The 14,515-nt window shown below is 65.4% G+C and carries 12 protein-coding genes; 3 read left to right on the forward strand and 9 right to left on the reverse strand.

What is annotated here, in order from left to right:
• Nucleotide 1 precedes the first annotated feature (1 nt).
• The 4 genes from QZ409_RS08675 to QZ409_RS08690 form a co-directional block, all read right to left on the reverse strand.
• Nucleotides 2–1,351, reverse strand: a complete 1,350-nt coding sequence (locus QZ409_RS08675) for a DUF2778 domain-containing protein (RefSeq protein ID WP_296709464.1) — start codon at nucleotides 1,349–1,351, stop codon at nucleotides 2–4.
• A 556-nt stretch (nucleotides 1,352–1,907) separates the two neighbouring features.
• Nucleotides 1,908–2,678 carry an ABC transporter permease subunit gene (locus QZ409_RS08680; protein WP_296709467.1) on the reverse strand — a complete coding sequence of 257 codons (771 nt, stop codon included), beginning with the start codon at nucleotides 2,676–2,678 and terminating at the stop codon, nucleotides 1,908–1,910.
• Nucleotides 2,675–3,433, reverse strand: a complete 759-nt coding sequence (locus QZ409_RS08685; RefSeq protein WP_296709469.1) for an ABC transporter ATP-binding protein — start codon at nucleotides 3,431–3,433, stop codon at nucleotides 2,675–2,677. The genes QZ409_RS08680 and QZ409_RS08685 overlap by 4 nt, the downstream gene beginning before the upstream one ends.
• Complete coding sequence (locus QZ409_RS08690; RefSeq protein WP_296710213.1) at nucleotides 3,430–4,425, reverse strand: ABC transporter substrate-binding protein; 996 nt, start codon at nucleotides 4,423–4,425, stop codon at nucleotides 3,430–3,432. Before QZ409_RS08690 ends, QZ409_RS08685 begins: the two co-directional genes overlap by 4 nt.
• A gap of 149 nt (nucleotides 4,426–4,574) precedes the next feature.
• Between QZ409_RS08690 and recG the strand changes: the two genes are divergently transcribed.
• Both recG and QZ409_RS08700 read left to right on the forward strand, forming a co-directional pair.
• Nucleotides 4,575–6,668 carry an ATP-dependent DNA helicase RecG gene (gene recG / locus QZ409_RS08695; RefSeq protein ID WP_296709472.1) on the forward strand — a complete coding sequence of 698 codons (2,094 nt, stop codon included), beginning with the start codon at nucleotides 4,575–4,577 and terminating at the stop codon, nucleotides 6,666–6,668.
• A gap of 66 nt (nucleotides 6,669–6,734) precedes the next feature.
• Complete coding sequence (locus tag QZ409_RS08700) at nucleotides 6,735–7,082, forward strand: hypothetical protein (protein ID WP_296709476.1); 348 nt, start codon at nucleotides 6,735–6,737, stop codon at nucleotides 7,080–7,082.
• Nucleotides 7,083–7,215: 133 nt separating this feature from the next.
• Here QZ409_RS08700 and QZ409_RS08705 read toward each other — a convergent pair whose 3' ends face one another.
• Nucleotides 7,216–7,962 carry an NUDIX hydrolase gene (locus QZ409_RS08705; RefSeq protein WP_296709483.1) on the reverse strand — a complete coding sequence of 249 codons (747 nt, stop codon included), beginning with the start codon at nucleotides 7,960–7,962 and terminating at the stop codon, nucleotides 7,216–7,218.
• A gap of 82 nt (nucleotides 7,963–8,044) precedes the next feature.
• Here QZ409_RS08705 and QZ409_RS08710 point away from each other — a divergent pair, with 82 nt between their 5' ends.
• Nucleotides 8,045–9,820, forward strand: a complete 1,776-nt coding sequence (locus QZ409_RS08710) for a cation:proton antiporter (RefSeq protein ID WP_296709486.1) — start codon at nucleotides 8,045–8,047, stop codon at nucleotides 9,818–9,820.
• A gap of 18 nt (nucleotides 9,821–9,838) precedes the next feature.
• Here QZ409_RS08710 and QZ409_RS08715 read toward each other — a convergent pair whose 3' ends face one another.
• The 4 genes from QZ409_RS08715 to hflK all read right to left on the reverse strand — a co-directional run bounded on the left by QZ409_RS08715 (nucleotide 9,839) and on the right by hflK (nucleotide 14,442).
• Nucleotides 9,839–10,699 carry a class I SAM-dependent methyltransferase gene (locus QZ409_RS08715; RefSeq protein WP_296709488.1) on the reverse strand — a complete coding sequence of 287 codons (861 nt, stop codon included), beginning with the start codon at nucleotides 10,697–10,699 and terminating at the stop codon, nucleotides 9,839–9,841.
• A gap of 127 nt (nucleotides 10,700–10,826) precedes the next feature.
• Nucleotides 10,827–12,299: a DegQ family serine endoprotease gene (locus tag QZ409_RS08720; protein WP_296709490.1), complete on the reverse strand. Its 1,473-nt coding sequence runs from the start codon at nucleotides 12,297–12,299 to the stop codon at nucleotides 10,827–10,829.
• A 32-nt stretch (nucleotides 12,300–12,331) separates the two neighbouring features.
• On the reverse strand, nucleotides 12,332–13,225 hold the full coding sequence (gene hflC, locus QZ409_RS08725) for a protease modulator HflC (RefSeq protein WP_296709493.1): 894 nt from the start codon (nucleotides 13,223–13,225) through the stop codon (nucleotides 12,332–12,334).
• The gene (gene hflK / locus QZ409_RS08730) at nucleotides 13,222–14,442 is read right to left on the reverse strand and encodes an FtsH protease activity modulator HflK (RefSeq protein WP_296709497.1); all 1,221 of its coding nucleotides are present in this window, start codon (nucleotides 14,440–14,442) and stop codon (nucleotides 13,222–13,224) included. Before hflK ends, hflC begins: the two co-directional genes overlap by 4 nt.
• Nucleotides 14,443–14,515 lie beyond the last annotated feature (73 nt).

Raw genomic sequence — 14,515 nt, forward strand, 5'->3', positions numbered from 1 at the left:
CTTACCGGCTCGCGACCACTTTCAGCTGGCGGATTTCGCCGCGCATATAAGCGTCGAGGAAGGCGCGGTAGTTGCGGAACGAGACGCAGCCGTTGGAATCGCCGCGCTGCCCGAGCATGAAGGTGTGCGCCAGCAGGCCGTTGCGGCCATGGACATTGCTGTCCAGCGGCGTCAGGCGCAAAGCCTGGACGCCGTGGAACAGGCTTTCGCGCAAGGTGAGCTGATAGGTCGCGGGCGGGGTCGAGCCGCGCATCCGTACGTGGACATAGCCCGGATGGTCGAAATAGGGGCCGAGGCCGGAATGGGCCTCGAGCGCCTGGCCGTTCGGCAGATAGACCGTATGCGCGGAAATGTCATAGACCGCCGTGCCGCCCGTCGCGACGACCGGCGAGGGCGAGGCCGACGGACCCCGCGACAGGTTGAACAACCCGCCGCCGCCGCCTTCCTGCGAGGCATAGGCGAGTTGCGGGCCCTTCTGCTCGGAATTGCCGGTGAACAACTTGTCGAACAGGGAGCGAGGGTCGTTGCGCGCGAAGGTCGTCGCCTGGGCACGCTCGCGCACCGAAGCGGCGGCGGCGGCGCGGGTCGGGGGCGCGGGCAGAGGCGTCGCCGGCGGCGCGATCTCGCGGCGCGGGGTGACGTCGACCGCGACGCGGGCGATGTTGGAAAGTTCGGACGGACGCGTTGGCGGCAGCGGATGGCCGTCCGCGACAGCCGCGGGCGGCTCGGCTTCTGCGACCTGAGCGGTCCGAAGGGGCGGCAGCGGAACATTGGCCAAAGCTTGAGCGATCGCCTGCCCCGCATTGGCTTGCGCGGAATCGGCTTGCGCGGGCTCCGCTTCCGCGACCTGCTGGTTGGTGTCCGCCTCGGCGATCTGGGACGCGCTGTCAGGCGTCTCGACGAGCACGAAAAGCGGCTCGGACTGCAAGGGCGAGAAGGAGGGCCCGACAGGATCGTTCTGGGCGGCCATGCCCGTCATGCCGGTGGAGGCGAGGTCCGGGTCGAACAGCCCGCCGAAGGGATTGCGCGGCTTGTCCATATCGGGTTTGGTCGGGCCGGATTCGAGCGCCACATGCGCGACCGCGACGGCTGCCGATTTGGCGAAGGCGCCCGATTCAGGCGTTTGGCCAGACGTTGTGGATTGGGGCCCGGCCGCTTGTGCGGCGGCGTGCAGGCCGACGTCCGAGGGAACGCCCGCATCGCCTGCCAAGCCGCCAGCCAGGCGCAGGGCGACCGCGGCGCTGAACGAGAAAGCGGCAAGGGCTGGAATCGTCCGGACGAACACTTTCCGGGTACGGCTCGAACGATCCTGATAGACCGGATCGCAGGTCTCGTAGCTCCAATCGGTCATACGCTGAATCCTGCATACACTACGCGGATGGCGCCGGGGCGCGGTTCGGGTTCAAGCTGAGCGACGCCGAAAGGCGCGGGTTGGCGAGCCGACGAATCGGTTGTGACAAGGCCGTCCGCTGAATGGGCGAGAACGCCGAACGTCCTTGAATCGAAACAAATTATCCCTAATTTCGCGTTAATGACTTCCGGCGGAAGCTGCATAAATCCTGCCTGGTCCCACCCGTTGCTGGCGCCGCGCTCAATGCGACGCCCCCGGGGGTACGACGTCGCGCAGCCGTCCATATTCCCCGAAGACGATTAGGTCCTCCGGGCGAATATGTTTTGAAACAAAGAATTAGCGTCCTTGCGTCACTCCCGTTCCGCAAATCCGCCCGGACGCCCGCCGTTGAAAATCGACTCGGCTAATGCGCCGCCTTTTGAGCACGCCCAAAAAAGGCGCAAAAAAAGGCGAAATTACGGATCACGAGAAATTTATTTGACAGTGATAAAAAAAACACGGGAAAAGGCGCCGAGGCGATTTGCCGCGCCCCGACGCCCTAACTTACGAAAAAGCCTTAGAATTTCGGCTCGTCGCGCCAGCGCCGCAGCAAAACATAGCCCAGCCCAGCTAAAGCTGCATAAAGCGCCAATCCGCATAGGCAAAGCAGCGCCACGGCGGCGTACATCATCGGAATCTTGAGTCGATAGCCCGCCTCGACGATGCGAAAGGCGAGCCCCTCGCCGCTTCCCGCAGCCCCCGCGGCAAGCTCGGCCGCCACCGCGCCGATCAGCGACAGGCCCCCTCCGATACGCAGGCCGGTGAAAATCTGCGGCAAAGCTGAAGGCAAACGCAGCAATAGCAAAATTTTTCCGGGCGACGCCCCTTTCAGCCGAAAAAGCTCGATCAGACCCCGGTCTGTCGCCTTGAGCCCGGCCGAAGCGTTGGAGAGAATCGGAAAAAAGGCGACGAGAAAAGCGCAGGCCAGCACCGCCGCCGGCGCCTCCAGATAGACCAGCAGCAGCGGCGCGACAGCAATGAGCGGCGTTACCTGAAGCGCGATGGCCAAAGGCAGGAAGGTCTTTTCCAGCCAGGGCGACCAGGCGAACAGCAGGGCGAGGGCCACGCCGCCGATAGCCGCCAGCGCCAGCGCCTCCAGCGCCTCACGCGAGGTTGTCAGCGTCGCCGCGAATAATTGCGGCGCATTGTCGACCAGCGTTCTGGCGATGAGGCTCGGCGCCGGAAGCTGGGCCGGAGGGATGTCGAAAATCGCGACCGCCGCCTGCCACAGGCAGAGAAGGGCCAAAAGGGCCAAGAAAGGCGCAATCCGGCCGAGCAACCCGTTCACGCCGCCCTCTCCATCGCGCCTTGAAGGCCCTCCGCGATGCGCGCGCAATCCTCCACGAAGCCGGGGCTGCGGCGCAGCTCCAGCCCGCGCGTGGCGCCACGTTCGAGGGTCAGGATGGAATCGATGCGACCCGGCTGCGCCCGCATGATCGCGACGCGATCCGCGAGATAGGCGCTTTCATAGACAGAATGGGTGACGAAGACGATGGTCGTCCCACTCTCGCGGCGCAGGTCGAGCAGGGAATCATTTAGTTGCCAGCGCGTGATTTCGTCCAGCGCGGCGAATGGCTCGTCAAGCAGCAGCAGGCTGGGCCGGTCCACCAGCGCGCGGGCGATGGAGACGCGCATTTTCATCCCGCCCGATAATTCGCGCGGCAGCGCGCGCAGGCGGTCGCCGAGGCCGACGCGCGCCAACGCCGCCTCCACCAGAGGCGCCGCCCGGCTCCGCGACACGCCGGTGAGGCGCAGCGGCAAATAGACATTGGCGAAGAGGTCGGCCCAGGGCATCAGGTTCGGCTCCTGGAAGACGAAGCCGATCTTCGGCGCCGCCCCGCCTTGCCAGTTCACGTCGCCGGAATCGGGCCTTTCCAATCCCGCGATCAGCCGCAGCAGAGTGGATTTGCCGCAACCGGAGGGGCCGAGCAGGCAAAGCGTTTCGCCGGGGAAAAGGTCCAGCCGAACGCCGTCGAGCGCCGCCGCGGCTTGCCCCGGAAAGGAAAGGCACAGGTCGCGCAGGCTGGCGAGCGGCGCGGTCAATTGCGGCTCTGCCCTTCCAGACCCAGCCCCTTGTTAACGAAGCGGAAATCGAAGCCGCGCGCGACATCGAGTCCCGGCGGCGCGGCGCCCGTCGCCGCCATGTCGCGGTAATGGCGCTCGATGCGCTCCTTATCCATCGCCCCGATGCCGAGCGTGAGGGCGTCGCCCGATTCGACAATGCCGAAACCTTTCATCTGGGCGATGGAAAAGGCGATCTGGGCGTCGTCGAGATCCGGATTTTCGCGCTTGATCAGCGCATTGGCGTCGCGATTGTCGCCGTGAAGATAATGAACCCAGCCGAGGATCGACGCCTCGACGAAACGCCGCACGAGATCGGGGTTTTTCTCCAGCAGGTCGCGGCGCGTCTCGATGGTGGTGGAATAGGTTTCATAGCCGTAATCGGCCAGCAGGAAGACATTGGGCTTGAAGCCGCCCTCGCGCGCGATGACAAAAGGCTCGGAGGTCGCATAGCCCTGCTGAATCGCGCTTTTATCGGCGAGGAAAGGCGCGGAATTGTAATTATAGCTCGCGACATTGGCGCGCTTGAAACCCCATTTCTGCTCCATCCACGGCCAGACCGTGGTGAGCGTCGCCAACCCGACGAAGGCCTTGGCCTTGGGCAGGTCTTCGAAACGGTCGAAGCCCGCGCCCGGATGCGACATAAAGACAAGAGGATCCTTCTGGAAAATTGCGGCGACGGTGACAATCGGGACATTCTCGGCCAGCGCCGAAAACTGGCCGATCAGATTGTCGCCCATGTAGAAATCCGCCTTTCCGGCGGCGAGCAGCAGACGGTTGTTCTTCTGCGGACCGCCGGGGAGAATCGTCACATCAAGGCCATAGCGGGCATAGGTTCCGTCCGCGAGCGCCTGATAGAAGCCCCCATGTTCGGCCTCGGCCAGCCAGTTCGCGGCGAAAACAACCTTGTCGCCCGCCCGCGCCGGCAGGCAGCAGACCAGAAAGACGAAGGCGGCGCGAAACAGCGAGAACATGTGGGCCAAAAGAGTCTCCTTGCGGCCGTGATCTTTGCCGCGCCGCAGCGCCAGCGCAAGGAATTTTCGTGCAAGCGCTTTTCGCGGAAAGGCTTTTCGAGGCCGGGCGCGGCCTTGCCGGCATCCGCCGGCGCGGCTAAACACGAGTCATGCGGCCCTCGCTCCTCGATCCTCTCTTCGCCAGCGCGAGCGCCCTGCCCGGCGTCGGCCCCAAGACGGGCAAATTGCTCGACCGGCTGCTCGGCGAGACGGACCGTCCGGCCCGCGCGCTCGACCTGCTGCTGCACCTGCCCCTGTCTGGCATCGACCGTCGCGCGCGGCCCAAGGTCGCGGAAGCGCCGATCGGCGCCGTCTCGACCATAAAAGTCCGCGTCGCCGAGCATCGCCCCCCGCGCGGCAAGGGGCCCTATCGCGTCCTGACCGAGGACGAGACCGGCGACCTGACGCTGATCTTCTTTCGCGCCAATGCCGGCTGGATCGAGAAACTGTTGCCGCTCGGCGAGACGCGCTGGGTCTCGGGCCTGGTCGAACTGTTCGACGCCTACCGCCAGATGGTCCATCCCGACCGCATTCTCGACGAGGCGGGCCTTGCCTCCCTACCGCCGGTCGAGCCGATCTACGGCCTCACCGAGGGGCTGTTTCCGCGCGTGCTGGCCAAGGCGACGGCGGGCGCGCTGGCCCGCCTGCCGCAATTGCCCGAATGGCAGGACGAGAAATTTTTACGCGCAGCGGGCTGGCTTTCCTTTGGCGACAGCCTCGCCCGCCTGCATCATCCGCAAACGCCGCAGGACCTTGCGCCGGAAGGCAAGTTTTTCGCCCGGCTCGCCTATGACGAATTGCTGTCGCACCAGCTCAGCCTGCGGCTGGTGCGCGCCAAGGCGCAGGTCTTGCGCGGGCGTCCCCAGATATCCGAAGGCGCCCTTGCGAAGAGGATTCTCGACGCCCTGCCCTTCGCTCTGACCGGCGACCAGACCAGTGCCGTGGCTGAAATCTCCGCCGACCTCGCCAGCGACAAGCGAATGTTGCGGCTGTTGCAGGGCGACGTCGGCTCCGGCAAGACCGTCGTCGCCTTGCTGGCCATGGCCCATGTGATCGAGGCGGGGCGGCAGGCCGCGCTGATGGCGCCGACGGAAATTCTGGCGCGCCAGCATTTCGCCACGCTCAAGCCGCTGGCCGAGTCCGCGGGCCTGACAATCGCGCTGATGACCGGGCGCGACAAGGCGGCCGAGCGGCGTGCGACGCTTGAAGGGCTGGCGAGCGGCTCGCTCGACATTGTGGTCGGCACCCACGCCCTCGTGCAGGAGGACGTGGCCTTCGCCCGGCTCGGCCTAGCGGTGATCGACGAGCAGCACCGCTTCGGCGTGCATCAGCGTCTGGCTCTGGGCGAAAAGGGCGAGGCCGTGGACGTGCTCGCCATGACCGCGACGCCGATCCCGCGCACGCTGGCTCTGGCCTATTTCGGCGACATGGAGCTGTCGTCGCTGCGCGAGAAGCCGCCGGGCCGGCAGTCGATCGACACGCGAGCGATCAGCGTCGAGCGCATCGATGAAGTGGTCGCCGGGCTGGCGCGGGCGATCAAGACCGGGGCGCGGGTCTATTGGGTCTGCCCGCTGGTCGAAGGCAGCGAGGACAGCGACCTCGCCGCCGCCGAGGACCGCGCGGAAGACCTGAGAAAGTTCTTCGGCGCGCAGGTCGGCCTCGTCCACGGTCAGATGAAGGGCCGCGGCAAGGACGCGGCGATGGAGGATTTTTCTCGCGGCGTCACCAAAGTGCTGGTGGCGACGACCGTGATCGAGGTGGGCGTCAACGTGCCCGAGGCGACAATCATGGTGATCGAGCATGCCGAACGGTTCGGCCTCGCGCAATTGCACCAGCTGCGCGGGCGCGTGGGGCGCGGTTCGGCGAAATCATCCTGCATCCTGCTCTATTCCGGCCCGCTGGGCGAGACGGCCCGGGCGCGGCTGGAAATTTTACGAGAGACCGAGGACGGGTTTCGCATCGCGGAAGAGGATTTGCGCCTGCGCGGCGAGGGCGAAGTGCTGGGTGCGCGTCAATCCGGCGCGCCAAGCTTCAAGATCGCGCGGCTAGACCTCCACCCGGACCTATTGCGCGCCGCGCGCGACGACGCCGAAAAAATTCTTGCCGCCGATCCAGACCTGACCGGCGAGCGCGGCCGGAATTTGCGTCTTCTGCTCTATCTGTTCGAGCGCGACACCGCCCTGCGGCTGTTGCGCGCTGGCTAAAATCTTGACCCCTGCGCCCGTTTGACCAAGGATGTGAAGCGAAGAGTCGAGATTGCGAGTCCGATCATGCGTCTCATCTCCCTCGCGCCCGTTCTGGGCGCAAGTCTGGCGCTCGCCGGCTGCAACGCCAACCGGCAGCAGCCCCCGATCGAGGCGGTTCAGCCCCTGCCGTCGCAGGAAGCGGTCCGCGTCACGCCGCGCGCTCTGCCGGATGGCGGCTGCGCGGCGGAAATCGCGCGCTATCGCACGATCCAGGACAATGACCTTGCCATGGGCCATGTCGAGAAGGGCGTCCACGCCCAGATCCAGACCGAAATCGCCGAAGCCGAGCGCGCCTGTTCCGCCGGCGACGCGCTGCGCGCGCAATATCTGCTGCGCGCGAGCAAGGAGCGGCACGGCTATCCGGCCGGCTGATGCCAAGTCTCACAGGTGAGAACCTGTGAGACTTGGTTAGGCGCGACTGCGCCCCATAGCCCGTCATAAGACGGGCGTCTTGCGACGCCCTTCCGGCTTATGCGAGGGGTTCCTTAACCGCGATTCATCGCGGTTAAGGAGAAATGGTATGAGCCAAAGCGTCGCGTAAGTAAGTCTGGATGAAATCCGGCATCCGCGCCGGATCGATATCCTGCGCCCCAGCGACAATATGGAAGCGCGCGAATTCCGGCTCCGGGTCGCGGGCGATGAAGGCGTTCATGCGCGCCTCCGCCTCCGCGGCGGAGAAGGGCAGACGCCTCTCCTGAATACAGGCGATTTTCATGTCCGAGACGAGTACGCTCCAGCCCCGCGCGGGCGGCGCCTGTTCGGGGGCGAAGCCGGTCTCCTCCTCCAGTTCGCGCGCCACGCTGGCGGCGAGATCGACGATGTCGCCGAAAATATCGTTCCGGTCAGGCGTGCCGGCGGCAAAATAGATCTGGCCGCCATTCATCGTGTGGTCGCCCATTTCGCCGAGCAGGAAGGCTCCGTCGCGCGCGCGCAGGGCCGCCATCGCGAAGCAATTATGGACATCGCTGTCGGGGCAGCCGAAACCGAACCAGGCGTGAAAATTGCGGAACGAGGTATCGAAGAAACTGCCGCGAAAGACGTCGCCTTCCGGCGTCGCGACGATTTCGGCGTCGCGCAGCATCAGCACCTTGCCGTCGAATAGTTTCGGCTTTTCGGCGAGCGCCTGGGCCCAATGCGCGTCGATCCGCGCTGCCTCGCGTTCGGCGAAATCCCAGCGCGCGGCGCGATAGGCCGTTTCGAGCCGGACGACACGGTAAAGTCCGTTTGGCAGCGAACTGGGAATGCGAGGCATGTCTGGCCCGGAGCTTGCGTGAGACGGAGCGCGCTTGGCGCGATGCGCGAATCCGTTATCCTGTTTTGTCTGGAGAAATCAATTGATCGCGCAATTCGACATGGAGCCCTACAAGGCGCCGCTGCTCTTTCTGGGCGTGGCCGGCGTCGCGGTGCCGCTGTTCCGGCGTTTGCGCGTCAGTCCGGTGCTGGGCTTCCTCATCGCGGGCATGGTGATCGGCCCGCATGTGATGGGCCGGCTCGACGCGCTGCTCCCCTTCAATTTGCCTTTCCTCGCCAATAGCGAGGGCGTCGCGGCTGTCGCCTCCTTCGGCATTGTCTTCCTGATGTTCAACATCGGACTGGAATTGTCGCTGGAGCGCCTCGTGCTGTTGCGGCGTTTCGTCTTCGGCCTCGGCGCCCTGCAGGTCGCCCTTTGCGGCGGCGCGCTCTATCTGGTCGCGCGCGCCTTCGGCCTGGCGCAGCCCGCCGCGATCGTGCTGGGCGCGGCGCTCGCGCTCTCCTCCACCGCCATCGTCGTGCCGGTGCTGGCCGAATCGCGCCGGCTCAATACCCTGTCCGGACGCGCGATCTTCTCGGTGCTGCTGTTTCAGGACCTGCTGGTGGCGCCGCTGCTGTTCATGGTCTCGATGTTATCGGATACGGCGGAACAGGCCCATCCCTTCCTCGCCTTCGCCCCCGCGCTGATCGGCGTGGCGGCTATTGTGGGCGTCGGGCGGCTTGTGCTGCGGCCCATGTTCCAGCTCGTCGCCGCCGCCGATTCGACCGAACTCTTCATGGCCGCCTGCCTGCTGGTGGTGATTTCTACGGCTGTCGCCGCGGCTTTTGCGGGATTGTCCATGGCGCTCGGCGCCTTCATCGCCGGCCTGCTGCTGGCGGAAACGGAATTCCGCCGCGCCGTCGAATTGGCGATCGATCCGTTCAAGGGCCTGCTGCTCGGGCTGTTTTTCGTCTCGGTCGGCGCCAGCCTCGACCCGATGGAGGTGGTCCGGCATCCGGGCGCGACCATCGGCGTCGCCGTCATTCTGACCCTGGTGAAAACGCCGCTTCTGATCGGGCTCGCGCGCTTGTTCGGCCTGCCCTGGCGCAAGGCGCGCGAGGTCGGCCTTTTGCTTGGGCCGGGCGGCGAATTCGCCTTCGTCATCCTCTCGACGGCGGTCGCGGCCCATATTCTGCCAGCGGATCTCACCAGCGAAATCCTGATCGGCGTCACCTTGTCCATGACGCTGATCCCGTTTTTCGCCGCGCTGGCGGCCCGTTCCCTCCCGCCAAAGGAAGTCTTCCTGCCGGGTCCGCAGCCCACGGATTTGTCGCCCGTGTCGCGCGTCATCATCGTCGGCTATGGCCGGGTCGGGCAGATCGTCGGAGAGCTGATGCGCGTCCACAAGGTGGAATATCTCTGCGTGGACGGCGACCCCGGCATAGCCGCTCAGGCGCGGTCGCGCGGGGAGCCGGTCTATTGGGGTGACGGCACCAACAAGGATTTTCTCAATATTTGTGGCCTCGCCAACGCCCGCGCATTGGTCGTGACCATGCATGCCCCGAGCGCGGTTGACGCCGTGGTGCGGCAGGCGCGCGAGGCCCGCGACGATCTCACCATCGTTGCGCGCGCCCGCGACGCAGCCCACGCCCGCGCGCTCTACAAGCTCGGCGCGACGGACGCCGTGCCGGAGACCATGGAGGCCAGCCTGCAATTGTCCGAAGCCGCGCTGGTCGATATCGGCGTGCCGATGGGGCTGGTCATCGCCTCCATCCATGAACAGCGCGACATCTATCGCAAGGCGCTGATCGCGGACGAAAGCCAAGCCAGCCCGCCGCGCCCGTTCAAGGCACGACGGCAGAAGCGGACGGGCAAGTAGAATTCAGACGCGGCGGCTTCAATCGACCGCTGCGGTCACCTTCAAAAAATTCGCCTCAATCGAGGTGGCGTCCTTGCTCACGCTCTTGTTCTGGCTGTTGAACAGGTCCTCCAGCTCCCTTTGCAGGTCCTGAGCGCGGCCGTTCTTGTCCGCTGCGTCGAAGGCGTTCATCGTCGGCGGGTAATATTTTCGGAATAGATCGACGAAGGCGGACGGCGCGCCCGGAAAGTCGAATGTCCATATCTCCCGTGCAAAGGCGATGTTTTCTTTCGGGACGCCGGCGCCTGCAAAGCGCTCGATCACATGGCCCTCAACGCCCCATGTCATCGGACTGACGAAGCCTTCAGGGGGCGGCGGGCTATAAGCAGAGCTGATCTTCAGGAGCTGCGCGACCAGGGTCGGATCATTCGGGATCCAGTTGCCCATCACGATCCGGCCGCCGTGCCGGGTCACGCGCACCATCTCCCTGGCCACATCGAAGGGCTTTGGCGCGAACATGGCGCCGAAAATGCTCACGACCAGATCGAAAGAGCGGTCCGCCAGCTCGTGCAGATCGGAGGCGTCGCCCTCCTCAAATCGGCAATTCGCGAGGCCTTCCGCCTTGGCGCGCCAGTTGCCGGCCGCGACCAGATAGCCGGAAATATCGACGCCCAGAACATCGGCCCCAAGCCTCGCCTCCGGCAAGGCGGTCGTGCCGTCGCCGCAGCCGAGATCCAGAACCTTGAGCCCTTTCGTGACGCCAAGTCCCGCGACGAATGCCTCCCCGCTCGCTCGCATGCTCTCGGCGATACGGGTGAAATCGCCCTTTTCCCACAGGGCTCTATTTGGGTTCGCCGTGTTTGGGTTCGCCGTATTCGCATAGGCTGGATTCGGACTCATGGCGCAATCCTCCGCTCTCATGCAAGTTGATCTCGCGCGAGGGAAGTTTGTTCCAATGGCCAAGCGAAAATTTCTTCGCCCGCGCCCGCCGTCCGGGACGAGCGCGGGCGCGGAGCCTGTATCGGGATCAGTCCAGCGCCAGCGCCACGAAGCGTGACTGCCCCTGGGCGGTGGCCACCAGCAGCAGCGCCGTCTTGCGGCCGTCGGCCTTCAAAGCCTTGGTCTGGGCAAGAATCTCTGCGGGAGCGTTGACGGCCTGCCGATTGATTTCGAGGATGACGTCCCCGGGCGAAAGGCGCTGTTCGGCCGCGGGCGTATCGCCGTCCACCTTGACGATGGCGACGCCAGTCTTGACGCTGTCCTTGATCTTGAACTTTTCGCGCAACACGTCATTCAACGCCGCGACGTCCATGCCGAGGACATGGGTCTTCTCCTCGCGCGGCGGGGCCTTTTCGGCCAGTTCCGGCTTGTCCTTCTTCGCCTTGGCTTCGTTCTCCTCGAGCCGCCCGAGCGTCACCTTCCGGATCTGCTCCTTGCCGTCGCGGATCACTGTGACCTCGACTTCCTTGCCGACCGGGGTCGCGGCGACGATTTTCGGCAAGGCGCGCGCATCGGCGACCGGCTTGCCGTCGAAAGTCACGATGACGTCGCCGGCCTTGAAGCCCGCGCTGGCCGAGGGGCCTTTTTCGTCAATGCCCGAGATCAAGGCGCCGCGCGCCTTGCCGATGCCGAGGCTTTCGGCGATGCCGTCATCGACGTTCTGGATGCGGACGCCGAGCCAGCCGCGCCGCGTCTCGCCAAATTTGAGCAATTGCTCGATCACAGGCTGGGCGTTATTGGCCGGCGTGGCGAAACCGATGCCGATCGAGCCGCCGGACGGCGACAGGATCGCGGTGTTCACGCCGATCACCTCGCCCGCCATGTTGAACAGCGGGCCGCCGGAATTGCCCTTGTTGATGGCGGCGTCGGTCTGGAGATAATTGTCATAGGGTCCGCTGTCGATATTGCGGCCCTTGGCGGAAATGATGCCCGCTGTCACCGTGCCGCCGAGCGCGAAGGGGTTGCCGACAGCAATGACCCAGTCGCCGACGCGGGACTTGTCGCTGTCGCCGAATTTCACCGACGCCAGAGGCTTGGGCGGCTTGACCCGCAGCACCGCGAGATCGACCTTGGCGTCCTTGCCGATGACCTCGGCCTTGAGCTTGGAGCCGTCCGTGAAAATGACCTCGACCTCATTGGCGCCGTCGATGACGTGATTATTCGTCACCACGATGCCCGACGGATCGATCACGAAGCCCGAGCCGAGCGAATTGGAACGGTGGGAGCGGCCCTCGCCGTTCTGCTGGCGGCGGCGCTTGAGATATTCCTCGAACATGTCGTCGAGCGGCGAGCCCGGCGGCAGCTTGGGCAAGTCAACCGTCTTGTCCTCCACGACCTGCGTCGCGGAAATATTGACCACGGCCGGCGTCACGGTCTCGGCGAGATCGGCGAAGGAATCCGGCGCGGGCGCGGCCAGAACCGGCGCTGGCGGCAGCACGGCCAGGGCGCCGGCGATAGCGAGCCCCGCCAGCAGGCGACGCGCGGAAAGCTTGTTGGTCATGCTCGAATTCATGTCAGCCTTACCTCATCGCTTTACGGCTTCGCCGCCGCCTTGCCGGACGCATGGTCGAAGAAACGGAAGAAATCCGAGCTGGGCGATATGACGAAACGCGAGCCCTTGGTCTTCAGCGCGGCGTCATAGGCCTGCATCGAACGATAGAAGGAGAAGAAATCCGGATCCTTGTTGAAGGCGTCGGCGAAAACGCGGCTGCGCTCCGCCTCGCCTTCGCCGCGCATGGTGTCCGCCTGCTGTTGCGCCTCGGCCACGATCACGGTGGCGTCGCGCTGGGCGCTGGAGCGGATCTGCTGCGCCTCCTGCTGGCCCAGGGCCCGGAATTCCGCCGCCTCGCGCGCGCGCTCGGTGCGCATGCGGTCGAACACTTTTTCGGAGATCTGGCGCGGCAGGTCGACGCGGCGCATGCGCGCGTCAACAATGGAGACGCCGAACCGCTCGGCCTCGGCATTGACCTGGTCGCGAATTCGCGTCGTCAGCGGCACGCGCTCGTCGCGTACGATCTGCATCTGGTTGGCCTCGCCGAGCACGCGGCGGACGGCGGAATTCAACACCGACGCAAGCTGATTGTCGGCGCGGGCGACGCTGCCGACGGTCTGATAGAATTTCAGCGGATTGACGATCCGATAGCGCACGAAGGCGTCCACCTCCAGCCGCTGGTTGTCCGAAGCGAGAATTTCCTGCTTCGGCGATTCCAGATCGAGAATGCGCTTGTCGATATAGACGACGGACTCAATGAAGGGCAGCTTGAAATGCAGGCCCGGCTCGGTGACGAGGCCGCGCTCCGGCACCGGTTCGCCGAAACGCAGCAGCAAAGCCTGTTGCGTCTGGCCGACCTCGAAGGTCGAGGCCAGCGTGACAATGACGAGGAAGGCGGCGCTGGCGAGCAGCGCGATCGTTTTCGACGAGATCATTGCTGGCCTCCCGCGGCGGGCTTCGCCGAGCTGTCAAGCGGCGCGAAAGGCGCCAGCGGCAGCAAGGGAGTCGCCCCGGTCGAGCGGTCGAGAATGACCTTTTCGCCCGCACCAATCACGCGCTCCATGGTTTCTAGATAGAGCCGTTCACGCGTCACGTCAGGCGCCTTCTTATATTCCTCGAAAACCTTGAGATAGCGCGCCGCCTGGCCGCGCGCCTCGGCCACGGTCTGCTCGCGGAAGGCCTCGGCGTCGCGCAGGATGCGGGCGGATTCGCCACGCGCCTGCGGCACGATGGAATTGGCGACCGCCTGAGCCTCGTTGACAAAGCGGCTGCGGTCCTGCTGCGCCGCCGTTACGTCGCGGAACGCCGCGATGACGGTTGGCGGCGGATCGACCGAGAGAAGTTGCACCTGCAGGACCTCGACGCCGGCGTGATAGGAATCCAGCACCTGCTGCATCGCGGCCTGAACCGCGGGCTCGATCACCTTGCGCTCGGCTGTCAGCAGCCGCTGGATCTGGGTGCGGCCGACGATCTCGCGCATGGCGCTTTCCGCCACGGCCTTGATGGTCTCGACCTGGTTCTTGATGTTGAAGGCGTAAAACTCCGGATGAGCCGGATCAATCTGCCAGATCACCCGGAACTTGACGTCGGCGATATTTTCGTCGCCGGTCAGCATCAGGCTTTCTTCCGGCACCTCCGTCGCGCCGGCCGTATCGGCGCGGCCGACGGTGCCCACGTCAATCGAATTGCGGTCGGTGACATTGAGCCTGAGGATCGAACCGACCGGTTCGGGCCAGTTGTAATTCAGGCCCGGCCCTGTCTTGCCGACATAGCGGCCGAAGACGAGATTGAGGCCAACCTGGTTGGGCGCAACTGTATAGAAGCCGCTGGCGAGCCAGAGCAGGGCGACGGCGACGACCAGCAGGAGAATGCCGCGCGGCGAGAAATCCCCCGACGTCAGGTTCTGCGCCTTTTCCTGCGCCCTGCGCACCCAGGCTTCGAAATCCGGGCCGGGCCCGCCAGGCCCCCCCAATGGACCGCCGCCGAATGGGCCGCCGCCTCCGGGCGCGCCCCAAGGGTTATTCGGGCCATTATTGCCGTCGCGTGGCCCGCCTTTCGGGCCGGCGCCCCAGGGATTACGCTTGCCGTCGGACGAAGGATCCGTACCTTCCGGCTTTGGCGGCTGGTCGCCGCCCTGATTGCTCCACGGCATATAGTCCTCAATTTCCTCGCCGCCGCGCAATCCGCGCTTCGACCGCTCCTATATAGGATGCGGCCGGATTGCG

Origin of the sequence: Rhodoblastus sp., assembly GCF_019449565.1 — a bacterium.
GTDB lineage: Bacteria > Pseudomonadota > Alphaproteobacteria > Rhizobiales > Beijerinckiaceae > Rhodoblastus.